Genomic DNA, 22,325 nt, shown 5'->3' with positions numbered 1-22,325 from the left:
CCCTCTCCACCGGCCAGCATGGGCGGAGCGATTCGACATTTCGGCTGATCAGCGCACTTATCGGGCTTAGTCTGCGGCTGGAGGTCCGCGTCAGCGGGCCGCGCACGCGGGGCACGACCCCTCGTCCGACGAGCGAAACGGGGCGAGCACGACCGGCTCCGCACAGGCGGAAGGTGGACGACAGTGAATCCGACCCTGCAGGTCCTGTTCAGCGCGCTGGCGTACATCGGTCTCAAGGTGCTCGCCTGCGCCGCCATCCTGGTCATCGGCTGGATCATCGCCAAGGCGATCGGCAGCCTGGTCGACAAGGGCCTGGCCAAGGCCAGGTTCAACCACCTGGCCCAGCGCACCGGCATGGACCGGTGGACCGGCCGCTACACACCCAGCGGCCTGGTGGGCAAACTGGTCTACTACGCGCTGCTGCTGTTCACGTTCCAGCTCGCATTCAGCGTGTTCGGGCCCAACCCCATCAGCAACCTGATCGACACCGTGATCAGCTGGCTGCCGCGGCTCATCGTGGCCTGCGTGATCCTGGTGGTCGCGGTCGCCATCGCCAACGCCGTGTTCGACGTCATCACCAACGCGCTGTCGCACTTCTCGTACGGCCGCGCCATCGGGCGCATCGCCCAGGTCGTGATCATCGCGTTCGGCGCGATCGCCGCGCTCAACCAGATCGGCGTGGCCACCACCATCACCATGCCGGTGCTGATCGCCATCCTCGCCACGATCGCCGGCATCCTCATCGTCGGCGTCGGCGGCGGCCTCATCGCCCCCATGCGCGAGCGGTGGGAGCGCGCGCTGAACAAGGTCGAGGAGGAGAGCACGCGGGTCACCGAGCACCTCAAGACCCGCGCCGCCGAGCAGCGCGCCGCCGAGGCCGCCGGCCTGACCAAGGACCGCGGCGACACCATGGTCCAGGCCAAGTACCCCGGCGAGAAGCCCTCCGACGTCAAGCCGTCGGCCAAGGAGTCCGCCGACAAACTCACCGAAAAGGCCGCCGCCCTCCGCAACGACATGAAATCCGGCCCGGAACTCTGACCACCCGCCTTCGCGTTGATCATGAACCTATGGCACGGGTCAGCGGCGTGTCGGCGCCATAACCTCATGATCGATTACGGCTGCCAGCCGGACGTCAGGTGATCATGAGGTTGTGGACATGACGCGCCGTCGAACCGTGCCATAAGTTCATGATCAACGAGGTGGGGTGGGGCGGGCAGGCGCGGGGTGGTCAGGCGGCGGGGGGTTGCCAGTCGGCGGCGACGGTGGCGGCTCGGTCCAGGACCCGGGGGGCCAGCGCGCCGAAGGCGCGGTCGCGGGCCTTGGTGACCAGGTTGCCGCGCGGGGCCAGCACCGCGCCGACGCGCTGCGTCTGTCGGACCACCTGCGCCGCGCGGGCTCGGCGGGCAGCCGAATACGCGGCGAGCGCGGCGTTGCACGTCGGTCCCGGGATCGCCGGCAGCAGCAGGGAGCGCAGCGTGGCCGCGTCCTCCAGGGCCAGCCCGGCGCCCTGGGCGAGGTGGTGCGGCATGGCATGGGCGGCGTCGCCGACCAGCGCGAATCCGCCGGTGCCCATCGGGAAGGCCAGCTCGTTGGGCAGCGGGCGCAGCTGGCGGCCGTCCTGCTGCACGAGGTCGTCGGGCTCGGTCGCGGCCAGCAGGTCGGCGATCGGCGCGTGCCAGCCGGCGAACCAGCGCTTGAGCAGCGTCAGCTGGGTCGCCTTCGACTCCGGCCGGGCCGCACCCGCGACGGTGGCGGTCCAGTAGATGCCGCCGCGGCTGGACGCGCCGGAGCTGCCCCGGTCGCCGAGCGAGGCGGCCAGGAAGCGGTAGCCGCCACCCAGCGTCTCCCCGGCCAGCACCAGGTCGTCGGGCAGCTTCGGGGCGCGATACCAGGGGATGACCGCGCGCCAGGCGGCGTAGCCGGAGCTGACCGCGATCGACTGCGGCGCGAGCCGGGCCCGCAGTGTGCTGTCGGCCCCGTCGGCGGCGATGATGACGTCGGCTTCCCAGGTGTGCCGACCGTCGCCGACCGCGGGCCGGTCACCGGGCCGCGCGTGCATGCTGCGCACGGTGATCCCGGTGCGGATCTCGATCTGGTCGCCGAGCCCGGCGATGAACGTGTCGTGCAGGTCCTCGGCGTGCACCACGACGGGCGCGGCCAGCGCCGCGGTCGGCGAGGGCTGGGCCAGCCACTGGCCGTCGGCACGGCGTAGGCCGCCCATCGGCACCCTGGTCCCGATGGCGGTCAGCCCCGCGCCGAGGCCGAGGGAGCGCAGCGCGGCGACGGCGTTGGGCCACAGCAGCAGCGCGGCGGGGTCGGCACGCAGCCGGTCCGCCCGCTCCAGCAGGGTGACCCGCCAGCCGGTGCGCGCGAGCGCGCCCGCCGTGGCGAGGCCGCCGACGCCCGCACCGACCACCACCGCGCTGCGCATCGCCTCAGTCCTTCGTCGAGGCGGTCTTCTGCGCGGACAGGTCCGAACCCTCGTCGGAGGGGTCGTCGAACTCGTCCGTCACCGCCCGGGGCGTGTCGTCGCCGGCTCCGTCGCCGTCACCGTCACCGTCACCGTCCTCGGCAGCGGCGGCGTCCGGGCGGGTGCCGTCGGCCAGGAAGGCCTGGTACTGCGCCTCGGTGACGGTGGTGAAGCCCTTGGCGGGCTCGCCGTCGGCGTCGATGTTGGGGATCAGGAACTCCTGCGGGCCCTTGCGGAGGAAGAAGAACGCCGCCGCACCCAGGAAGACGATGATCGAGGTCCAGACGTTGAGGCGCATGCCGCCGATCATGGTGGCGGTGTCGGTGCGCATCGCCTCGATCCAGCCGCGGCCCAGCGTGTACAGCATCACGTAGAGCGCGAAGGCGCGGCCGCGGCCGAACTTGAAGCGCTTGTCCAGCGCGTACACCACGCCTGCGACGCCGAGGTTCCACACCAGCTCGTACAGGAACGTCGGGTGGTAGAGGCCCTCGCGCAGTTCCGGTTGGCCGTCCGGGCCGAGCATGGCCTGGCCGGGCTGGGTGTCGGACATGACGTGCACCTGCAGGCCCCACGGCAGGTCGGTCTTGCCGCCGTACAGCTCGTTGTTGAACCAGTTGCCGAGCCGGCCCACGGCCTGCGCCAGCGGCAGGCCGACGGCGATGCAGTCGGCCACGAAGCTGAACGACATGCCGAGCTGGCGGCAGGCCAGCCAGGCGCCGACCGCGCCACCCGCGACGCCGCCCCAGATGCCGAGGCCGCCCTCCCAGATGTAGAGCGCCTTGACCAGGTCACCGCCCTGCCCGAAGTACGCCTCGGGCGAGGTCAGCACGTGGTAGATCCGGGCGCCGACGATGCCGAACGGCACCGCCCACACGGCGATGTCGAGCACGGCCCACGGCGGGGCTCCCCGGCTGCGCATCCGCCGGTCGGTGACGATGCAGGCGAGCACGATGCCCGCGATGATGCACAGCGCGTACGCCCGCAGCGGCACTGGTCCGAGTTGCCAGACCGCCGTGGACGGGGACGGGATGGAGGCGAGGTTCACGGGCCAGAACACTACCGCCCCCACCCCCCAACACCACACCCCTGCCCGCCTCGGATTTCCTGTTGATCACGAACTTCTCGACCCGGTGGGCGGGCTGTCCCACCCTGACCGCGTGATCACCCACTGAAACCGGGTGGGAACCGCTCGTAGGCGTTGCGGCGGTGCCGGAAGGGCAACACGTCGAGGTCGGGTCGCACGGGGGCCGACGGGCGACGGCGAGGGCGTCGCGCAGCTTCTGCCGGGCCGTGCGCTCGTGGTACGCGCGATCGGCGACGTCCTCGGCCCAGCCGAGGAACCAGCGCGCGAAGCGGCACACCTCGCTGCCGCACGTGTGCTCACCGGGCGAGCAAGCACACGCGCGCAAAATCGATCATGAACTTGTGGCCGCGACTCGCCGCCGAGCCGTGCCATAAGTTCATGATCGACGCGCTAGGGGGTGAGGCCGGAGCGGAGGTCCTGGGTGAGGGTGCGCAGGGCGGGGAGGCCGCCGTCGGCGAGGGCGGAGACCAGGGCGCTGCCGACGATGACGCCGTCGGCGTACGCGCCGACCTCGGCGGCCTGGGCGCCGCTGCGGACGCCGAGGCCGACGCCGACGGGCAGGTTGCCCGCGGCGGCCTTGACCCGGGCGACCAGGGTCGGGGCGGCGCTGGAGGTGCTGTCGCGGGCGCCGGTGACGCCCATGACCGCGGTGGCGTACACGAAGCCGCGGCAGTGCGCCACGGTCATCGCGATGCGCTCGTCGGTCGACGACGGCGAGACCAGGAAGATCCGGTCCAGCTTGTGCGCGTCGGAGGCGGCCAGCCACTCCTGCGCCTCGTCCGGGATCAGGTCCGGGGTGATCAGACCGGCGCCGCCGGCCGCGGCGAGGTCCCGGGCGAACGCGTCGACGCCGTACTTCTCGACGGGGTTCCAGTAGCTCATGATCAGCACCGGGACGCCTGCGCCGGCGACCGCCTCGACGGTGTGCAGCACGTCACGGGTGCGCACACCCCCGGCCAGCGCCTGCTCGGTGGCCCGCTGGATGACCGGGCCGTCCATGACCGGGTCGGAGTACGGCAGGCCGATCTCCACCAGGTCGACCCCGGACTCGATCATGGCCTTGACCGCGCCGATGCCCTCGGCCACCGACGGGAACCCGGCAGGCAGGTAGCCGACCAGCGCGGCCCGCCCCTCGGCCCGCGCCTTCTCGAAAGCGACGCTCGCGCTCACTGTGCCACCTTTCGTTCGCGACTGCGGGGCTCGTCGCGCTCACCTCGGCCGGAGGCCGAGCCGGAAACGCTGTTCGCGCTCACCCGATCACTTCCCCGCTGTCGAACAGGCCGAAGTACTCGCCCGCGGTGTGCATGTCCTTGTCGCCGCGGCCGGACAGGTTCACGATGACCGTCGGCTCGTGGCCCAGCTCCTCGCGCAGCGCCGGGAGCACCCGCAGCGCCCCGGCCAGCGCGTGCGCGCTCTCGATCGCCGGGATGATGCCCTCGGTGCGGCACAGCAGCGCGAACGCGTCCATCGCCTCGGCATCGGTGACCGGCTGGTAGCGGGCCCGGCCCTGGTCGTGCAGCCAGGCGTGCTCGGGGCCGACCGACGGGTAGTCCAGGCCGGCCGAGATCGAGTGCGACTCGATGGTCTGCCCGTCCTCGTCCTGCAGCAGGTAGGACCGGGAGCCGTGCAGCACGCCGTGGCTGCCGCCGGTGATGCTCGCCGCGTGCCGCCCGGTCTCGATGCCGTCGCCGCCTGCCTCGAAGCCGTAGAGCCGCACATCGGCGTCGGGCACGAAGGCGTGGAAGATGCCGATGGCGTTGGAGCCTCCGCCCACGCACGCCGCGACCGCGTCCGGCAGCGCGCCGGTCAGCGCCAGGCACTGCGCCCGCGCCTCGACGCCGATGCCGCGCACGAAGTCGCGCACCATGGCCGGGAACGGGTGCGGCCCGGCCGCGGTGCCGAGCAGGTAGTGGGTGTCGTCGACGTTGGTGACCCAGTCGCGCAGCGCCTCGTTGATGGCGTCCTTGAGGGTGCGCGAGCCGGTCGTCACCGGGATGACCGTCGCCCCGAGCATCTTCATCCGGGCCACGTTGAGGGCCTGCCGCTTGGTGTCGACCTCGCCCATGTAGACCACGCACTCGAGGTCGAGGTATGCCGCGGCGGTGGCGCTGGCGACGCCGTGCTGCCCCGCGCCGGTCTCGGCGATGACCCGGCCCTTGCCCATGCGCTTGGTCAGCAGGGCCTGGCCGAGCACGTTGCGCACCTTGTGCGCGCCGGTGTGGTTGAGGTCCTCACGCTTGAGCAGGATGCGCGCGCCGCCGACGTGGGCCGACAGGTGGGTGGCGTCGTACAGCAGGGACGGGGTGCCCGCGTAGTCGCGCAGCATCCGCTCGAATTCGCCGGTGAACTCGGGATCCGCCATCGCCTTGCGGTAGTGCGCGTCCAGCTCGTCCAGGGCCGCGATCAGCGCCTCCGGGACGAAGCGGCCGCCGTACGGGCCGAAGTGGCCCCTGTCGTCGGGCAACATGTGCCCCTCCTTCGGCGTAAGCCGCCCTCAGACGAGGGCGGTCCAGCGCGGGGGAAGCGTCAGCGGGTCGGCCGCGGCGTCGCGGGGTGGTTGCCGGCGTTGACGAGCTCGGCGACCGCGTCGCGCGGGCTCTTCTGGGTCACCAGGCCCTCGCCGACCAGCACCGCGTCGGCACCCGCCGAGGCGTACTTGATCAGGTCGAGCGGCCCCCGCACCCCCGACTCGGCGATCTTGAGGACGCTGTTCGGCAGGCCGGGCGCGATCCGCTCGAACACCGACCGGTCCACCTCAAGTGTGCGCAGGTTGCGAGCGTTCACGCCGATGACGCGGGCGCCCGCCTCCAGAGCACGGTCGGCCTCCTCCTCGGTGTGCACCTCGACCAGCGGGGTCATGCCCAGCGACTCGATGCGGTCGAGCAGGCCGGTCAGCACCTTCTGCTCCAGCGCCGCGACGATCAGCAGCACCAGGTCCGCGCCGTACGCGCGCGCCTCGTGCACCTGGTACGCCGAGCACACGAAGTCCTTGCGCAGCACCGGGATGCCGATCCGGGCCCGGACCGCGGCCAGGTCGTCCAGCGAACCACCGAACCAGCGGCCCTCGGTCAGCACACTGACCGCGCGGGCGCCGCCGGCCTCGTACTCCGCGGCCAGCTCGGCCGGGTCCGGGATCTCCGCCAGCGCGCCCTTCGAGGGCGACGAGCGCTTCACCTCGGCGATCACACCGACGCCGGAGCGGCGCAGCGCCGCGTACGCGTCCAGGGGTGGCGCAGCAGCCGCCGCGCGCTTCTTGATCTCGTCCATGGAGACCTGGTTCTGGCGCGCCTCGACATCCTCACGGACCCCCGCGATGATCTCGTCGAGCACGCTGCCGCCGCTGTCTCGCATCGATGCGCTCGGGGCCGGTTCGCCAGGCTCCATGCTGCTCAGCTCGTCGGATGCCATGGGCAGACTCTAGGCACTGCCCCATTGCGCAAGGTGAACGGGGTATGGCGTGCCTCACCTGATGGGCTAGTGCATAATGCTCTGCTTCTGGCGTCCGCCTCCGGCGGACGCGGCGATCGGCCTCTCAGCCGATCGCGGGGCGGTGGGCGGGGTCCCTACCGCGACGCCAGTGGGTACTCACGTGATCACGCGCGACTCGGGGTCCGCAGTTTCGGGGAAAGTGCGGCGATGACGGGCCCGATTCATGCAGTTTCCCCGCGGCTGCGGAGCCGCCACCTGTCGCGCCGTCTTGGGCGGCGCTGGGGTCACTCGTCGCGTTGGGGTTGGGCGGTGCGGATGAACTCCGCCAGGCGGGGGCCGTGTTCGACGCGGGCGCGGGTGGGGTCGGCGGCTATGCGGCGGGTGAGGCGACGGATGCCCTCGGGGTCGTCGCCGGCCACCATGAGGAGGTTGCCGGTGCCTCGGCCGCGCAGGAGGGCGGCGTCGGCGACGACTGCCACCTGGGTGAAGGCTTCGCGCAGGGTGGCGGCCTGGCGGCGGGCGACGGTCAGGGGGGCCACGTCCATGATGTTGGCGAGGTACCAGCCGCCGGGGCGCAGCACACGGTGCGCGGCCTGGGCGAACTCGACCGTGCTGACGTGTGGCGGGACCTTGTTGCCGGTGAAGATGTCGGCGACGATCACGTCGGCGGAGGCGGGGTCGGCGGCTTCCAGGGCGGCGCGGGCGTCAGCGATGATCACCTCGATGTCCGGGTCGTCGAGGGGCAGCCGGGTGGTGACCAGGTCGGCCAGGGCGCGGTCCAGTTCGACGACGCGCTGGCCGCTGCCGGGGCGCATCGCCGACAGGCAGCGCGGCAGGGTCATCGCTCCGCCGCCCAGGTGCAGCACGTCCAGTGGGCCGGGCGGGCAGACCGCGTCGATGACGTCGGCGAAGCGGCGGATGTAGTCGAATGCGATCAGCGTCGGGTCGTTGAGGTTGACGTGCGACTGGGCGGTGCCGTTGAGCCGCAGCAGCCACGAGTCGGGCAGGTCCGGGTCGGGGATCAGCTCGGCGGTGCCGGTGTCGACGCGGACGACGAGCGCCCGGTCAGACACGCGTTTCATCGGTGAGGTCCTCGCCCCGGTCGAGTGCGTCCCAGACGTCACGGGTGTCCTCGGCGCGCGGCGCTTCCGGCACGGCACGCCGGGCGTGGCTGCCGGAGCGCCGCCAGTACCAGACCGCGACCACGCCCGCGGCGAGCGCAAGCAGCGCGGGGCGCACCCACGACACCGCGCCGCCGGGCACGAACCACAGCACCACCAGGGCCGCGAGCACCCCGAGCACGATCATGCGGGTACGCCGGGAGCGGGCGCGTCCGCCGGCCGCGCCGTCCTCGGCCGCCATGCCTTCCACCTGCTCGCCGGCGGTCATCGGGCGGCCTGCAGGGTCTGCGCGGTGGCGATGGCGGCGAGCACGGCCATGGCCTTGTTCTGGGTCTCCAGCTCTTCCAGCGCCGGGTCCGAGTCGGCGACCACCCCGGCCCCGGCCTGCACGTACGCCACGCCGTCGCGCAGCAGCGCGGTGCGGATCGCGATCGCCATGTCCAGGTCGCCGCCGAAGCCGAAGTAGCCGACCGTGCCGCCGTACAGGCCGCGCCGGGTCGGCTCCAGCTCCTCGATGATCTCCATGGCGCGCACCTTCGGCGCCCCGGACAGCGTGCCCGCCGGGAACGTGGCGGCCAGCGCGTCCAGCGGCGAGACGCCCTCGCGCAGTTCGCCGACGACGGTCGAGACGATGTGCATGACGTGGCTGTACCTCTCGACCATGGCGAACTCCGGCACCTCGACGGTGCCCGCCCGCGACACCCGCCCCAGGTCGTTGCGGCCCAGGTCGACGAGCATGACGTGCTCGGAGCGCTCCTTCGGGTCCGCGATCAGCTCCGCGGCCAGCGCGGCGTCCGCCTCGGGGGACTCGCCCCGCGGCCGGGTGCCCGCGATCGGGTGGAGCAGGGCGCGGCGTACGCCGTCGTCGCCCTTGGTGATCTTCACGTGGGCCTCGGGGGACGAACCGACGATGTCGAAGTCGTCGAAGCGCAGCAGGTACATGTACGGGCTGGGGTTGGTGGCCCGCAGCACCCGGTAGATGTCGAGCGGGTCGGCCTCGGTGCGCGTCTCGAAGCGCTGCGACACCACGATCTGGAAGCAGTCCCCCGCCCGGATCGCCTCCTTGGCGACCTCCACCGCCTTGCCGAACTCCCCGGACGGCGTGCGCGACACCAGCTCCGCGGGGCGCACCGCGGACACCGTCGAGATCATCGGCGGGGTGGGCCGGGACAGCGCCGTGGTCATCGCGTCCAGGCGGCCGATCGCGTGGTGGTAGGCCGCCGCGACCTGGTCGTCGTCGGCCTGCTCGGGCAGCACCGCGTTGGCGACCACGACGGCCTGGCCCAGGTAGTGGTCCAGCACCACCAGGTCGGTGGCGAGGAACAGGCCCAGCTCCGGCACGTGCAGGTCGTCGTCGGCCAGTTGCGGCAGCCGCTCGAACCGGCGCACCAGGTCGTACGCCAGGAAGCCGACCAGGCCGCCGGTCAGCGGGGGCAGGCCCTCGTCCTCGTCGTCCGGGCCGGTCAGTGCCGCGACCGTGGCCCGCAGCACGGCGACCGGATCACCCTTGACCGGCACCCCGTCGGGCGGGCTGCCCAGCCAGTGCGCCTGCCCGTGGCGCTCGGTCAGCGTCGCCAGGCTGCGCACCCCGATGAAGGAGTACCGCGACCAGGCCGTGCCCGCCGCGCCCGCACCCTGCTCGGCCGACTCCAGCAGGAAGGTCCCCGGGCCGCCGGCCACCTTGCGGTACACCCCGACCGGCGTCTCCGCGTCGGCCAGCAGCCGGCGGGTCACCGGCACCACCCGGCGGCGCGCGGCCCGGGCCCGGAACCCGGCCAGGTCGGGGCTGACCGCCCCGCTGCTCGCGGCACTGCTGCTCATGCACTCACCTCGCTACGCTCGGCTCCGGCATGAGTCGCCGTCCTCTTGATTCGCTCGCGATGCTCGCTCATGCACTCACCTCGCTACGCTCGGCTCCGGCATGAGTCGCCGTCCTCTTGATTCGCTCGCGATGCTCGCTCATGCCATCTCCTCGCGGCGCTTCCCGGCGGCGTGCGCCGTCGTGCCGTCCATCGTCTGCCCGGTCACGGGTGCGACTCCTCGAAGACCTCGCCGGACTCGACCGGCAGCTCGTCGGAGAAGCAGGTGCGGGTGCCGGTGTGGCACGCCGGGCCGACCTGGTCCACGCTGACCAGCAGCGCGTCGCCGTCGCAGTCCAGCGCCACGGCCTTGACGAACTGGTGGTGGCCCGAGGTCGCGCCCTTCACCCAGTACTCCCCGCGGCTGCGCGACCAGTAGGTGGCCCGGCCGGTGGACAGCGTGCGGCGCAGTGCCTCGTCGTCCATCCAGGCCAGCATCAGCACCTCACCGGTGTCGTGCTGGCGCACCACGGCGGCGACGAGCCCGTCGCGGTCGCGCTTCAAACGGTCGGCGATCCGCGGATCCAGCTGCTCGGTCCCTGACACACCGAAATTCTCCCTCACCGCCGATCACACCGCCGCGCCGGTGCGGCCCACGTCTCACCTGCTGCCGCCCCAAGATCGTCCGACGTGCCCGGCACTCGTGCGTATCTCGGCCGCGTTTTCCCACGACTGCCGGGCAAGTCGGTTGATCGAGGTGGCCCGGGTCACAGGTATGGACGCTGGTATGACGCGAGAACGGGCAGCCCGGCGGTAACTTGACGGGCATCTGCGCGCAGCGCCCGCGGGCGCTCTCCCCCACCGCGAGAGCCGAGGATCGCATGACCAACCCCCACTTCGCGCCGCTCCCGGCGCACATCCCGACCTTCATCCCACCGGCCCAGCAGCCGGCGCCCGAGGCCGAGGCCGCCGACGAGCTCGAGCCCACCCTGCAGCTGAGCCCGCGCGAGCAGGCCGCGCTGCTGGAACACACCAGCGAGCTGCCCACCCTCGTCCGGCCCGCCGACCAGGCCGGAGACGACCCGGAAGGCGCTGAAGCCGCCGCCGAGACCCCGGACGCCCAGACCGACGCGGACGAGTCCCCGGACGCGGAAGCGGACGCCGAGTCGCCCGAAGCAGCAGCCGACGTCGAGTCGCCCGAAGCGGAAGCCGACGCAGAAGCTGACGTCGAGTCTCCTGAAACGGAAGCCGACGCCGAGTCCCCCGAGGCAGAAGCCGAGACCGAGGAGTCGCCCGAGGCCGAGGCGGACACTGCCGAAACCGAGACGGAGGCCGACACCGGCGGGGAGCCCGAGGCCCTGGCCGACGACGAAGAGGCCGACGAGGCGGAAGCCGACGACGACATCGAAGCCGAAGACGCCCCCGGGGCGGAGGCCGACGACGACGCACCGGAGGCACAGGCCGACGACGATGATGATGAAGAAGATGAAGAAGAAGCGGAGGCGATCGACGGGCAGGCCGACGTCGAGGAGTCCGCGGAGGCGAGCCTGGACGAGTCTGACGCGGAGGACGTCGCCGAGGTGGAAGCCGACGGGACGCCCGAAGGCGACCTGACGGCTGACGCGGTCGCCGACGAGACCCCCGAGGCGGAAGCCGACGAGGACGCGATCCTGGAGGCGGAAGCCGACGAGGACGCCGCGCCGGAGGCGGAAACCGAGGCGGCGGTGGAGGTCGCAGCCGTGGCCGCGGAGTCCGAGGACGCCGCGGCAGAGGCCGACGTCGAGCCGTCCGACGCCGAGGCCGATGTCGTCGACGCCGAGATGGAGCAGGCCGGGGAGGTGGCGGAGGCAGACGTCGAGGGGGCGCCTGCCGCCGACACGGATGACGCGCCCGCGGCCGAGATCGTCGACGCCGCGGACGAGGCAGCGGTCGACGAAGAGGCGCAGGAGGTGGCGCCGGTCGGTGGGATCGACGCCGCGACCGACGAAGCCGACGACGAGGACGAGGTGCTGGACGTGGAGCAGGTGGCGCCGACCGCGACCGCGCTGCGGCCGGGTGACGTGACCGAGACGCCGATCGCGGTGTGGGAGGCGGAGCAGGCGCAGCGCTTCCGCGACGCGTGGCGCGAGGTGCAGACCCGGTTCGTGGACGAGCCGGAGTCGGCGCTGAACGACGCGCAGGCGCTGGTCAGCGAGGCGGTGTCGGCGCTGGCCGAGCAGCTGCTGGCCGAGCAGGGCGACCTGGACCCGCGCCAGGGTGCCGCGCCGGACACCGAGGCGATGCGCATCGCCATGCGCGGTTACAAGAACTTCCTCGACCGCGTGCTGGCTCTCTGAGCTGAATCCCGGTCCCGGAGGCGCGACCCTCCGGGACCGGGATCCACATAGGCGGATTGCCAGGCGCGCAGAATTCACCTACCGTTGAGTTCAACAAGCGGTGAATTCCTACGGAGGACTCCCATGACATCCGCGATCGAGGTCGCCGACCTCGTCGTACACCGGGGAGCCAGGCCTGTGCTGCACGGCCTGAGCTGCACCATCCCGGAGGGCAGCGTGACCGGCCTGCTCGGCCCGTCCGGCAGTGGCAAGACCACGCTGATGCGCGCGATCGTGGGCGTCCAGCTGGTGCGCTCGGGCACGGTCACCGTGCTGGGCCGCCCGGCTGGCGACGCGAAGCTGCGCAGCCAGATCGGCTACCTCACGCAGGCGCCGAGTGTGTACGCCGACCTGACGGTGCGCGAGAACGCGCGCTACTTCGCCGCGCTCTACGGGCTCGGCCAGGCCGAGGCCGATGCCGCGGTGCGTGACGTCGGCCTGGCCGAGGCCGCGTCGCAGCTGGTCGGCAACCTGTCCGGCGGGCAGCGCAGCCGGGCCTCGCTGGCCTGCGCGATCGTCAGCAAGCCGAAGGTGCTGATCCTCGACGAGCCCACCGTCGGACAGGACCCGGTGCTGCGCGACGAGCTGTGGGCGCAGTTCCGCGAGCTCGCCCAGCACGGCTCGACGCTGGTCGTGTCCAGCCACGTGATGGACGAGGCCAACCGCTGCGACCGGCTGCTGCTGATCCGCGAGGGTCTGCTGATCGCCGACGACACCCCCGCGGCGGTCAAGGCGTCCGCCGGCACGGAGGACCTCGACCAGGCCTTCCTCACCCTGATCCGGCGCCAGGGGTCCGGTGTCCCCGCCCCGCGCGCCACCGGCGAGACGAGCGAGGTCCCGTCATGATCCTGCTGCACACCACCGGCCGCATCCTGCGCCAGCTGCGCCACGACCGCCGTACCGTGGCGATGCTGGTGGCCGTGCCGACGCTGCTGCTGACGCTGCTCTACTTCATGTACGACAGCCAGCCCGGCGTCTTCGACCACATCGCACTGATCATGCTGGGCGTCTTCCCGTTCATCATCATGTTCCTGATCACCAGCATCGCGATGCTCCGCGAGCGCACCACCGGCACGCTGGAGCGGCTGCTCACCACCCCGCTGCGCAAGACCGACCTGCTGTTCGGGTACGGCCTCGCGTTCGGGCTGGCCGCGGCGGTGCAGGCGGGTTTCGCCAGCGCGCTGGCCTACCTGCTGCTCGACCTGGACACCCAGGGCGCGGCCGGTTACGTCGTCATGATCGCTGTGGCGAATGCGGTGCTGGGCATGGCGCTGGGCCTGCTGGCCAGCGCGTTCGCCAAGACGGAGTTCCAAGCGGTGCAGTTCATGCCGGTGCTGGCGGTGCCGCAGCTGCTGCTGTGCGGGCTGTTCGTGCCGCGCGAGCTGATGGCGGGCTGGCTGCAGGCGATCAGCGACGTGCTGCCGCTGACGTACGCCGTCGAGGCGTTGCAGGAGGTCGGCGCGCACGCCGAGCCGACCGGCACCATGTGGCGTGACTTCGGCATCGTCGCCGGGGCGGTGGTGGTGGCACTGGTCGCCGCGGCGGGCACGCTGCGCCGCCGCACCCCCTGACCGAAACACCCGGCCCCATCCGGGAGAATCGTCGTGGACCGACGAGCACGGACGTCCCCGGCGCGCCGCCGTAGTGGCAGCGCGCCGGGGACGCGCCGCGCGTACCGAGGAAGGGTCAGATGAAGCGCAGCCGCACCGGGCGCCGGCCGGGCAACCCCGACACCCGCGAGGCCATCCTCGCCGCGGCGCGCGAGCTCTTCGCGGAGAAGGGCTTCGACGCCGCCACGATGCGCGCCATCGCCGCCGCGGCCGAGGTCGACCCCGCCCTGGTGCACCACTACTTCGGCACCAAGGAGCAGCTCTTCGTCGCCACCATGCAGTTCCCGATGGACCCGCGGGAGCTGATCGACCAGGTCGTGGCGGGGGGCAAGGACGAGGCGGGGGTACGCCTGGCGCGGGTCTTCGTGACGATCTGGGACTCGCCGCTCGGGGCGATCGGCGCGTCGCTGGTGCGGTCCGCGATGAGCAACGAGTGGACAATGCGCCTGCTGCGCGAGTTCCTGATCACGCAGATCCTGCGCCGCGTGCAGACCGAGCTGAAGCTCGACGCGGCCGACGCCCCGCTGCGCGCATCGCTGGTGGCCAGCCAGATCAGCGGGCTGGCGCTGATGCGATACATCATGAAGCTCGAACCGCTGGCCTCGCTGCCCGCCGACCAGGTGGTCGCCGCGGTCGCGCCGAACCTGCAGCACTACATCACCGGCGACCTCGGCCCGACGGAGGTCACCGGTTCCGGCGGTCAGGCCGCTCAGGCCACGGACGCCGCGGGCTCGGCCGCCGCGTAGTCCTCGACGTCGATCTCGGTCAGGTGCCCGGTCGGGCACTCCAGCCGCACCTCGGCGACGTCCATCCGGTACAGCCGGTAGCCGCGGTCCACGTCGAGCAGGTCGCTGACCGGGTTCACGGCGGCGAACTCGAGCGCGGCGGCGCGGGCCTCGATGCCCTCCAGCGCGCTGGCCCAGCCCGACACCCACACCCGCGCCCCGCGGGACTCCCCCACCGCGAGCACGACGGCGGTGTCGTCGCCTTCCCCGTCCCGCGGGCGCAGCGCGCTGTCGAGCTGCCCGCCCTCGCGGCACAGCAGCAGCGGGCGTCCTTCGTGGTCGGTGGCGTGGCGCACCCGGTAAGGGCTGGCGTGGAACGGAACCTGCGCCACGCCGGGCAGGCGGCCTGCGGTCAGGGAGCGGGCGATCTCGGCGGGGTGCGGCACGGCGGTCCTCCAACATCGGTTAGGCTTACCTACGTTAGGCGAGCCTAACCTATGACATCCGGAAGTTGGAGGCACCCTCGTGAACCAAGCGCGGCCCAAGGCGAAGCTGTCCCGGGCTCTCGGCATCCCGCTGACCCGCAAGTGCGTCAAGTACTTCGAGCGGCGCCCGTTCCCGCCGGGCGTGCACGGGCGGGCCCGCAAGAAGCCCTCCGACTACCAGGTCCGGCTGCTGGAGAAGCAGCGCCTGCGCCACCAGTACTTCATCAGCGAGACGCAGCTGCGCAACCAGTTCGACAAGGCCGCCCGCAGCGCAGGCAAGACCGGTGAGACCCTGCTGGTCTCGCTGGAGTGCCGGCTGGACGCGCTGGTGCTGCGGGCCGGCTTCGCCCGCACCATCTACCAGGCCCGCCAGGCCGTCGGCCACGGTCACATCGCCGTGGACGGCCAGAAGGTGGACCGCCCGTCCTACCGCGTGAAGCCCTGGCAGACCATCACCGTCCGGGAGCGCAGCCGCACCAAGCCGCCGTTCCAGATCGCCGCGGCCGGCGCCCACCTCGACGGGCCCACCGCTCCGTACCTCGAGGTCAGCCTCATCGACCTGCGTGCCACCCTGACTCGCGAACCGCTGCGCACCGAGATCCCCGTGATCTGCGACGAGCAGCTGGTCGTCGAGTTCTACTCGCGCTGACCCATACCCGAAAAGCGCGACGACCCTGCGTGGCCACCGGCCGCGCAGGTCGTCGCGTGCTTCGTGTCAGCGGGTCTGTTCGAGCCAGGAGGCGTAGAGCTTGGCGTAGACGGAGTCGGTGACGGTGAGCAGCTCCTCGTGCGGGCCTCGCTGGATCACCACACCCTTGTCCACGACGATCACCTCGTCGGCGGACTGGGCCGTGGAGAGGCGGTGGGCGATGGCCACCGTGGTGCGGCCGCGGGTCACCGCGTCGAGGGTGCGCTGCAGGCGTACCTCGGTGGCGGGGTCCACGGCGCTGGTGGCTTCGTCGAGGACCAGCAGGTCGGGGTCGGCCACGTAGGCGCGGGCCAGGGCGACCAGTTGGCGCTCGCCGACGCTGAGGGCTTCGCCGCGTTCACCCACGGGGGTGTCGAGGCCGTGGGCGAGGCCCTGGACCCAGTCGAGCAGACCGAGGTCGGTGAAGGCCTGCTCAAGCTCGGCGTCGGTGAGGTCGGGGCGGGCGAAGCGCACGTTCTCGGCGACCGTCGCGTCGAACAGGAAGCCGTCCTGGGGGACCATCACGACGCGGCTGCGCAGCGAGGCGAACCGCACGTCGGTCAGCGGCGTGCCGGACAGCAGCACCCGGCCCTCGCTCGGGTCCATCAGGCGGGTGAGCAGCTTGGCGAACGTGGTCTTGCCACTGCCGGTCTCCCCGACGACGGCCACCCGGGTCTTCGCGGCGATGTCCAGGTGCACCTCGTGCAGCACCCGCGGGCCGGGCTCGCCGTCGACCGGGTAGCTGAAGCTGACCCGCTCGAAGCTGATGTCCAGCGGGCCGTCCGGCAGGTGCACGCCCTGCTCGCCGGGGTCGGCCACATCGGGCTCCAGGTCGACGATGTCGAGCAGCCGCCGCCAGCCCGCGACCGCGTTCTGCGCCTCGTTGAGCACCTCGGTGGCGATCTGGACGGGCTGGATGAACAGCGTGACCAGGAACAGGAACGCGGTCATCTCGCCGAACGTGATCTCGTTCGCGAGCCCCATCCGCACCCCGACCAGCACCACCGACGCCAGCGCCACCGCGGCCGCGATCTCACCGACGGAGAAACTGGTCACGCTGATGCGCATGGCCCGTCGCTGCGCCTGCTGGTAGTCGTCGATGGTCCCGGACAGCTTCGCGCCGCTGCGCTCGGAGACGCCGTACGCCCGGATCACCGACGCGCCGACCACGGACTCCGAGATCGCGCCGAGCATGACGCCGATCCGACGGCGGTTCTCGGCGTACGCCCCGGACAGCCGCTTCTGGAACGCCTTGATGACGACCACCGCGGGCAGGAACGCGGCCAGCACCACCAGGGTGAGCTGCCACGAGTAGAACGCCATGACGATCGTGGTGACCACCAGCTGGCCGCCGTTGACCATGAGGATCACGCCGCCCCACTGGATGAACTGCGTGATCGAGTCGACGTCGCTGGTCACCCGGGAGACCATGGTGCCCCGGCGCTCGGACTGCTGGTGCAGCATGGACAGATCGTGGATGTGCCGGAACGTGCGCACCCGGATGTTGGCCAGCGCGGTCTCGCTGACCGTGAACAGCCGCCGCATCATGAAGTAGCCGCAGGCCGTGGTGACCACCAGGATCAGCGCGGTGACGGCGACGATGGTGGCGATCACGCCCATGTCCAGGTGGCCGGTCTCCACCCCGAGCCCGCGGTCGATGCCCTGCTGCACCGCGACCGGCACCGCCGCGCGGCCGATCATCGCGATCAGGGCCAGCCCCAGCGTGCCCGCCAGGCCCGCCTTGAGCTCGGGCGACAGCGAAACGCCCCGGCGGAAGGTGGCCCAGGCCGACTCGGCGCGGCCCGTATCGGTGACTGCGGACGCGCTCACGCCTTCTCCTCGCTGCGCTCGTCGATGGCGTGAAAAATCTGCATCATGGTTCGCTCGCTCCGCTCGCTCACGCGGCGACCTCCTCTTCCTGCTCGACAGCGGAGGCGTCGTCGTAGAGCCGCTCGCGTTCACGCTCCTCCTCGGCCTTCTCGTACGCGGTGACCAGGTCGGCGTACCCGCTGACGGTGGCCAGCAGCCGCTCGTGGGTGCCGGTGGCGACCACGCGGCCGGACTCGATGTAGACGACCTCGTCGGCCAGCGCGATGGTGGCCCGGCGGTACGCGACGACCAGGATCGTCGTGGTCTGCGCGGACCCGCGCAGCGAGGCGAGGATGCGGGCCTCCACCCGCGGGTCGACGGCGCTGGTCGCGTCGTCGAGGATGAGCAGCCGCGGCTGCCCGGCCAGCGCGCGGGCCAGGGTCACCCGCTGGCGCTGGCCGCCCGACAGCGACGTGCCCCGCTCGCCGAGCTGGGTGTCCAGGTGCTCGGGCAGCCGCGCGATGAACGTGTCGGCCTGCGCGGTGGCCAGCGCCTCGTGCACCCGGTCGTCGTCGATGCCGGGCCGGTCCAGCGCGACGTTGCCGCGCACGGTGTCGTCGAAGACGAACGCGATCTGCGGCACCAGCGCCACGGTGTGCGCCAGCGAGGCAGAGCTGAGCCCGCGCGCGTCGGTCCCGTCGAGGGCGACCTGCCCCTGTTCGGGGTCGAGCAGGCGGGCAGCCAGGGTGGCGATGGTCGACTTGCCGGACCCGGTCGGGCCGACCAGGGCGACCGTGCGCCCGGCGGGCACGGTGAAGGTGACGTCGCGCAGCACGGGCTGCGCGGGCTCGTACGCGAAGTCGACGTTGCGGAAGCTCAGCTCGGCAGCGCCGGAACCCGGCAGGGCCTGTGCGCCGTACGGCATCTGCCCGGTCGACTCGAGCACGTGCTCCACCCGGTCCCAGCCCGCGACCGAGCGCGGCAGGTCGCCGAGCACCCAGCCGATGGCCCGCACCGGGAACGCCAGCACGGTGAACAGGAAGGTCACCTGCACCACCTCGTTGAGCCCGATCGCGCCCTGGTCCATCCGCCACGCGCCGACCAGCAGCGCCAGCAGCGTGCCGAGGAACGGCAGCGACTCCATCAGCGGATCGAACAGGCCGCGCAGCCGGCCGACGCTGATCAGCGCGTCGCGCAGCTCGCCGGCCCGCGCCGCGAAGCGGCGGGTCTCCAGGTCCTCCCGGCCCATGGTCTTTACCACCAGTGCGCCGTCGAAGCTCTCGTGCGCGATCGCGGCGACCTCGGCGCGCAGGTGCTGGGCGCGGGCCTGGCGCGGGGCCATCCGCCGGGAGAACACCACGTTCATCACGAACAGCACCGGGAAGACCACCAGGCCGACCAGGGCCAGCGCCCAGTCCACCGCGAACAGCACGGCCACCGCGACGACCAGCATGAACATGGTGCCGACCGCGAACGGCAGCGGCGCGACCGGGAACCAGGCGGCCTCGACGTCGGAGTTGGCGTTGGACAGCAGCGTGCCGGTGGCGTGGCGCTGGTGCCAGGAGACGGGCAGTTGCAGGTAGCGGCGCGTCACCTCGTGGCGGTACTTCGCCTGCAGGGCGAACTGCATGAAGCCCGCGCCCAGCCGGCGGCCGAAGATGCCGGCGACCCGGCCCAGCCCCATCGCGATCAGCACCGTCGCGCCCAGCGCCATCGCACCCGCGCGGACGTCGCCCCCGGTGGTGGCGGGCTCGATGAGCTCGTCGACCAGCCAGCCGACGACTATCGCCTGCCCGATGACCAGCGCGCCGAACAGGCAGCTGCCCAGCACGGCGGTCGTGAACCGGCGCGGCTCGTCCCGGATCCCGCGCCACATCACCCGCGCCCCGCGGGCGAGCACATCACGCCCGGTGATATCCGGTCTCTTCGGCTCGGCGCCGGCTGTCTGCCCTGCCACTGGTATCCCCGTCGTCAAGGTCGGTAAGTAATTAGCTTGGCTTCCTATCCTTACCGACGCCGCTGCTCCAGGCGAGCGGGTATGGCCTGTGCGGGGCGTCACACCGCCTCCAGGGTACGTAGGATCGCCGACATGACCCGGTACGCCTTCGCTGAAAGGCTAGCTCTGGCCGACCTGATGGCCGAGGTAGGACCAGGCGCCCCCACCCTCTGCGGGGACTGGACCGTGCGCGATCTCCTGGCGCACCTGCTGCTGCGGGAACGGCGTCCCGACGCGGCCGCGGGCATCCTGATCAAGCGTTTGGCCGGGCGCACCGCGACCGTGCAGCAGCGTTTCGCCGCCCGCGACTTCGACACCCTGCTGACCGAGCTGCGGCACCCGCCGCGGTGGAGCCCCGCCGGGCTCGGGGCCCTGGACGAGCTGGTCAACCTGGCCGAGATGTTCATCCACCACGAGGACATCCGCCGGGCGGTCGCCGACTGGACGCCGCGCAAGCTGGAGCCCGGGCTCTCCCAGGCGCTGTGGGGGCAGGCCCGGCGGCGCGCGTCGCTGGCGCTGCGCCGCTACCCGGTGCAGGTGCGGGTGATCTCTCCCGGCCATGGCACGGTGACCACCGGGCGGCCCGGCACCCATCCGCTCAACCTCACCGGCACCCCCAGCGAGCTGCTGATGTTCCTGTCCGGCCGGCAGGGGCACGCGCGGGCCAGCCTGGACGGCCCGCCCGAGCAGACGAGCCGGCTGCGCGGCGTACGGCTGGGCATCTGAGTGCGGCCCCGCGAGCAGCCGGCGCGCCGGTGGCGGCCTGCTGACCCGCAGAAAAGATCTTCCCGAGGGGTTCCCCCAACCCCAGCTCAGCATTACCCTTCGGTAACACCAAGTTAACGTGTCCCCCGTCACTCTTGCCTACCAGAGGCGGCCCCGACTCATGACCATTGATGTGCCTTACCGGTCTATTCCGGACATGTTCCTGCAGCGAGTGGCGGCGTCCCCCGACGCCCGCGCCTTCGGCGGCCCGGACGCGGACAACGCGCCGGTCTGGTACACCTGGGCCCAGATCGCGGAACGCGCCAAGGCGATCGCCGCCGGTCTGACCACGCTCGGCATCGGCAAGGAGGATCGCGTCGCGATCCTGGCCAACACCCGGCTCGACTGGATCGTCGCCGACCTCGGCATCATGTGCTCCAGTGCCGCGACGACCACGGTCTACCCGACCACCGAGCCGGAGGAGGCCTGCTTCATCGTCGCCGACTCCGGATCCAAGGTGCTGATCGCGGAGAACCCGGCGCAGGCCGCCAAGATGAGCCGGGACGCGGTGCCCACGCTCACCCACATCGTGCTGATCGACGGCGCGGCCGACCCGGCCGCCGCGTTCCCCCAGCTCACGCTGGCCGACCTGGAGCGCCGCGGCGCCGAGGCACTGGCCGCCAACCCGAGCCTGGTCGACGACCTGATCGCCGGCATCGGCCCGGACAACCTGGCGACCCTGATCTACACCTCCGGCACCACCGGCCGCCCGAAGGGCGTCGAGCTGCTGCACCGGGGCTGGACCTGGGAGGGCGTGGCGCAGTCGGACGTCGGCGTGCTGCTCCCCACCGACGTGCAGTTCCTCTGGCTGCCGCTGTCGCACTCGTTCGGCAAGACCCTCATCTGCGGCATCATCCACGTCGGCGTGCCGACGTACGTGGACGGCCGGGTCGACAAGATCATCGACAACCTGGGCCTGATCAAGCCGACGCTGATGTGCGCCGCGCCGCGCATCTTCGAGAAGGTCTACAACCGGGTCGTCGGCCAGGCCACCGAGGCCGGCGGGCTCAAGGCGAAGATCTTCGGCTGGGCGGTGCGCGTCGGGCGCGAGCGGGTCGCGCTGGAGCAGGCCGGCAAGCCGGTCCCCGGTGGCCTGATGCGCAAGTACGGCATCGCGCACAAGCTGGTCTTCAGCAAGCTGCACGCCCGGCTGGGCGGCAACATCCGCTACATGGTGTCCGGCTCGGCCGCGCTGTCGGTGCCGATCGCGGAGTTCTTCGCCGCCGCCGGCCTGCCCATCAGCGAGGGCTACGGCCTCACCGAGAACTGCGCGGGCGCGTTCGTCAACCGGCCCGGCGCGCTGAAGATCGGCTCGGTCGGCCAGCCGCTCGGCGACCTGGAGATCCGGATCGACGCCGACGGCGAGATCCTGCTGCGCGGCGCGCCGATCATGCGCGGGTACCACAACCTGCCCGCGGAGACCGCCGCCGTGTTCACCGAGGACGGCTTCTTCCGCACCGGCGACATCGGCGAGCTGGACGGCGACGGCTTCCTGAAGATCACGGACCGCAAGAAGGACCTGGTCAAGACGTCAGGCGGCAAGTACATCGCGCCGAGCCACATCGAGGGCCTGTTCAAGGCGCTGTGCACGTACACCTCGCAGGTGCTCGTGATCGGCAACTCGCGCAACTACTGCTCGATGCTGGTCACCCTCGACCCCGAGGCGATCACCGGCTGGGCGGCCGGCACGCCGCTCGAAGGGAAGTCGTACGAGGAGATCGTGACCTCGGACGAGGCGAAGGCCATGGTCAGCGGGCACATCGACGAGCTGAACGCGAAGCTCAACCGCTGGGAGACCATCAAGAAGTTCACCATTCTGCCGCGCGACCTGACCATTGAGCACGGGGAGATCACCCCCTCGATGAAGCTGAAGCGACGCACGGTGGAGACCAATTTCGCGTCGGATATCGAGAAGATGTACGAGGGCTCCCTCGTCGAAATCTGATCCGGCGGGGACTTACTTTCCCAC

The 22,325-nt window shown here is 71.8% G+C and carries 20 protein-coding genes; 8 read left to right on the top strand and 12 right to left on the bottom strand.

Translation table 11 applies throughout. The annotated features are described in order from the left end of the window. Nucleotides 1–183 precede the first annotated feature (183 nt). The gene (locus tag F9C41_RS11935; RefSeq protein ID WP_230689508.1) at nt 184–1,038 is read left to right on the top strand and encodes a mechanosensitive ion channel family protein; all 855 of its coding nucleotides are present in this window, start codon (nt 184–186) and stop codon (nt 1,036–1,038) included. Between the two features lie 190 nt (nt 1,039–1,228). Here the strand turns inward: F9C41_RS11935 and F9C41_RS11930 are convergent, their stop codons facing one another. From F9C41_RS11930 to hisI, 9 genes are all read right to left on the bottom strand, one after another. Beyond that, nucleotides 1,229–2,431, bottom strand: a complete 1,203-nt coding sequence (locus F9C41_RS11930; RefSeq protein WP_155386740.1) for an FAD-dependent oxidoreductase — start codon at nt 2,429–2,431, stop codon at nt 1,229–1,231. A gap of 4 nt (nt 2,432–2,435) precedes the next feature. After that, on the bottom strand, nt 2,436–3,515 hold the full coding sequence (gene lgt / locus F9C41_RS11925) for a prolipoprotein diacylglyceryl transferase (protein ID WP_196279722.1): 1,080 nt from the start codon (nt 3,513–3,515) through the stop codon (nt 2,436–2,438). Nucleotides 3,516–3,944: 429 nt separating this feature from the next. Next, nucleotides 3,945–4,724: a tryptophan synthase subunit alpha gene (gene trpA, locus F9C41_RS11920; protein WP_155386739.1), complete on the bottom strand. Its 780-nt coding sequence runs from the start codon at nt 4,722–4,724 to the stop codon at nt 3,945–3,947. 79 nt (nt 4,725–4,803) lie between these two features. Beyond that, nucleotides 4,804–6,021 (bottom strand): tryptophan synthase subunit beta, encoded by a 1,218-nt coding sequence (gene trpB / locus F9C41_RS11915; protein WP_155386738.1) that lies wholly within the window; start codon nt 6,019–6,021, stop codon nt 4,804–4,806. Between the two features lie 59 nt (nt 6,022–6,080). After that, a complete protein-coding gene (trpC, locus tag F9C41_RS11910; protein WP_155386976.1) occupies nt 6,081–6,938 on the bottom strand; it encodes an indole-3-glycerol phosphate synthase TrpC in 858 nt (285 codons plus the stop codon). A gap of 329 nt (nt 6,939–7,267) precedes the next feature. Then, nucleotides 7,268–8,065, bottom strand: coding sequence for a spermidine synthase (locus tag F9C41_RS11905; RefSeq protein WP_155386737.1), 798 nt, complete (start codon nt 8,063–8,065; stop codon nt 7,268–7,270). Beyond that, nucleotides 8,049–8,372, bottom strand: coding sequence for a Trp biosynthesis-associated membrane protein (locus F9C41_RS11900; RefSeq protein ID WP_155386736.1), 324 nt, complete (start codon nt 8,370–8,372; stop codon nt 8,049–8,051). Before F9C41_RS11900 ends, F9C41_RS11905 begins: the two co-directional genes overlap by 17 nt. After that, a complete protein-coding gene (locus F9C41_RS11895) occupies nt 8,369–9,925 on the bottom strand; it encodes an anthranilate synthase component I (RefSeq protein WP_155386735.1) in 1,557 nt (518 codons plus the stop codon). The genes F9C41_RS11900 and F9C41_RS11895 overlap by 4 nt, the downstream gene beginning before the upstream one ends. A 203-nt stretch (nt 9,926–10,128) precedes the next feature. Beyond that, the gene (hisI, locus tag F9C41_RS11890) at nt 10,129–10,509 is read right to left on the bottom strand and encodes a phosphoribosyl-AMP cyclohydrolase (RefSeq protein WP_230689507.1); all 381 of its coding nucleotides are present in this window, start codon (nt 10,507–10,509) and stop codon (nt 10,129–10,131) included. A gap of 275 nt (nt 10,510–10,784) precedes the next feature. On the opposite strand from hisI, the gene F9C41_RS11885 reads away from it, so the two are divergent. From F9C41_RS11885 to F9C41_RS11870, 4 genes are all read left to right on the top strand, one after another. Then, complete coding sequence (locus tag F9C41_RS11885; RefSeq protein WP_155386733.1) at nt 10,785–12,239, top strand: putative sodium/potassium/calcium exchanger; 1,455 nt, start codon at nt 10,785–10,787, stop codon at nt 12,237–12,239. A 123-nt stretch (nt 12,240–12,362) separates the two neighbouring features. Further along, nucleotides 12,363–13,124 carry an ABC transporter ATP-binding protein gene (locus F9C41_RS11880; protein ID WP_155386732.1) on the top strand — a complete coding sequence of 254 codons (762 nt, stop codon included), beginning with the start codon at nt 12,363–12,365 and terminating at the stop codon, nt 13,122–13,124. Beyond that, nucleotides 13,121–13,849 (top strand): ABC transporter permease, encoded by a 729-nt coding sequence (locus tag F9C41_RS11875; protein WP_155386731.1) that lies wholly within the window; start codon nt 13,121–13,123, stop codon nt 13,847–13,849. Before F9C41_RS11880 ends, F9C41_RS11875 begins: the two co-directional genes overlap by 4 nt. A gap of 119 nt (nt 13,850–13,968) precedes the next feature. Then, nucleotides 13,969–14,634: a TetR/AcrR family transcriptional regulator gene (locus F9C41_RS11870; protein WP_155386730.1), complete on the top strand. Its 666-nt coding sequence runs from the start codon at nt 13,969–13,971 to the stop codon at nt 14,632–14,634. Here F9C41_RS11870 and F9C41_RS11865 read toward each other — a convergent pair. Continuing rightward, nucleotides 14,598–15,059, bottom strand: a complete 462-nt coding sequence (locus tag F9C41_RS11865) for a hypothetical protein (RefSeq protein ID WP_155386729.1) — start codon at nt 15,057–15,059, stop codon at nt 14,598–14,600. The two genes, F9C41_RS11870 and F9C41_RS11865, sit on opposite strands and share 37 nt — an antisense overlap. Nucleotides 15,060–15,138: 79 nt before the next feature. Between F9C41_RS11865 and rpsD the strand changes: the two genes are divergently transcribed. Further along, nucleotides 15,139–15,747, top strand: a complete 609-nt coding sequence (gene rpsD, locus F9C41_RS11860; protein ID WP_155386728.1) for a 30S ribosomal protein S4 — start codon at nt 15,139–15,141, stop codon at nt 15,745–15,747. A gap of 66 nt (nt 15,748–15,813) precedes the next feature. On the opposite strand, the gene F9C41_RS11855 is transcribed toward rpsD, so the two are convergent. Both F9C41_RS11855 and F9C41_RS11850 read right to left on the bottom strand, forming a co-directional pair. Continuing rightward, nucleotides 15,814–17,616 (bottom strand): ABC transporter ATP-binding protein, encoded by a 1,803-nt coding sequence (locus tag F9C41_RS11855; RefSeq protein ID WP_230689506.1) that lies wholly within the window; start codon nt 17,614–17,616, stop codon nt 15,814–15,816. 67 nt (nt 17,617–17,683) lie between these two features. After that, on the bottom strand, nt 17,684–19,471 hold the full coding sequence (locus F9C41_RS11850) for an ABC transporter ATP-binding protein (protein WP_196279737.1): 1,788 nt from the start codon (nt 19,469–19,471) through the stop codon (nt 17,684–17,686). A gap of 213 nt (nt 19,472–19,684) precedes the next feature. Between F9C41_RS11850 and F9C41_RS11845 the strand changes: the two genes are divergently transcribed. Together F9C41_RS11845 and F9C41_RS11840 are read left to right on the top strand one after the other, a co-directional pair. After that, nucleotides 19,685–20,317 carry a TIGR03085 family metal-binding protein gene (locus F9C41_RS11845; RefSeq protein WP_155386727.1) on the top strand — a complete coding sequence of 211 codons (633 nt, stop codon included), beginning with the start codon at nt 19,685–19,687 and terminating at the stop codon, nt 20,315–20,317. A gap of 160 nt (nt 20,318–20,477) precedes the next feature. Further along, nucleotides 20,478–22,301 carry an AMP-dependent synthetase/ligase gene (locus tag F9C41_RS11840; RefSeq protein WP_155386726.1) on the top strand — a complete coding sequence of 608 codons (1,824 nt, stop codon included), beginning with the start codon at nt 20,478–20,480 and terminating at the stop codon, nt 22,299–22,301. Nucleotides 22,302–22,325: the final 24 nt, after the last annotated feature.

This window comes from Catellatospora paridis (assembly GCF_009720365.1).
Taxonomy (GTDB): Bacteria; Actinomycetota; Actinomycetes; order Mycobacteriales; family Micromonosporaceae; genus Catellatospora; species Catellatospora paridis.
The sequence above is the reverse complement of the archived record's forward strand: the minus strand, read 5'-3'. Positions and strand labels throughout refer to the sequence as shown.

What these genes read in the sequence shown, in the direction of transcription:
- F9C41_RS11930 (WP_155386740.1), bottom strand. Translation starts at nt 2,431, where the DNA reads ATGCGCAGCGCGGTGGTGGTCGGTGCGGGCGTCGGCGGCCTCGCCACG.
- trpB (WP_155386738.1), bottom strand. Translation starts at nt 6,021, where the DNA reads ATGTTGCCCGACGACAGGGGCCACTTCGGCCCGTACGGCGGCCGCTTC.
- trpC (WP_155386976.1), bottom strand. Translation starts at nt 6,938, where the DNA reads ATGGAGCCTGGCGAACCGGCCCCGAGCGCATCGATGCGAGACAGCGGC.
- F9C41_RS11905 (WP_155386737.1), bottom strand. Translation starts at nt 8,065, where the DNA reads ATGAAACGCGTGTCTGACCGGGCGCTCGTCGTCCGCGTCGACACCGGC.
- F9C41_RS11900 (WP_155386736.1), bottom strand. Translation starts at nt 8,372, where the DNA reads ATGACCGCCGGCGAGCAGGTGGAAGGCATGGCGGCCGAGGACGGCGCG.
- F9C41_RS11895 (WP_155386735.1), bottom strand. Translation starts at nt 9,925, where the DNA reads ATGAGCAGCAGTGCCGCGAGCAGCGGGGCGGTCAGCCCCGACCTGGCC.
- F9C41_RS11885 (WP_155386733.1), top strand. Translation starts at nt 10,785, where the DNA reads ATGACCAACCCCCACTTCGCGCCGCTCCCGGCGCACATCCCGACCTTC.
- F9C41_RS11880 (WP_155386732.1), top strand. Translation starts at nt 12,363, where the DNA reads ATGACATCCGCGATCGAGGTCGCCGACCTCGTCGTACACCGGGGAGCC.
- F9C41_RS11875 (WP_155386731.1), top strand. Translation starts at nt 13,121, where the DNA reads ATGATCCTGCTGCACACCACCGGCCGCATCCTGCGCCAGCTGCGCCAC.
- F9C41_RS11870 (WP_155386730.1), top strand. Translation starts at nt 13,969, where the DNA reads ATGAAGCGCAGCCGCACCGGGCGCCGGCCGGGCAACCCCGACACCCGC.
- F9C41_RS11850 (WP_196279737.1), bottom strand. Translation starts at nt 19,471, where the DNA reads ATGTGGCGCGGGATCCGGGACGAGCCGCGCCGGTTCACGACCGCCGTG.
- F9C41_RS11845 (WP_155386727.1), top strand. Translation starts at nt 19,685, where the DNA reads ATGACCCGGTACGCCTTCGCTGAAAGGCTAGCTCTGGCCGACCTGATG.
- F9C41_RS11840 (WP_155386726.1), top strand. Translation starts at nt 20,478, where the DNA reads ATGACCATTGATGTGCCTTACCGGTCTATTCCGGACATGTTCCTGCAG.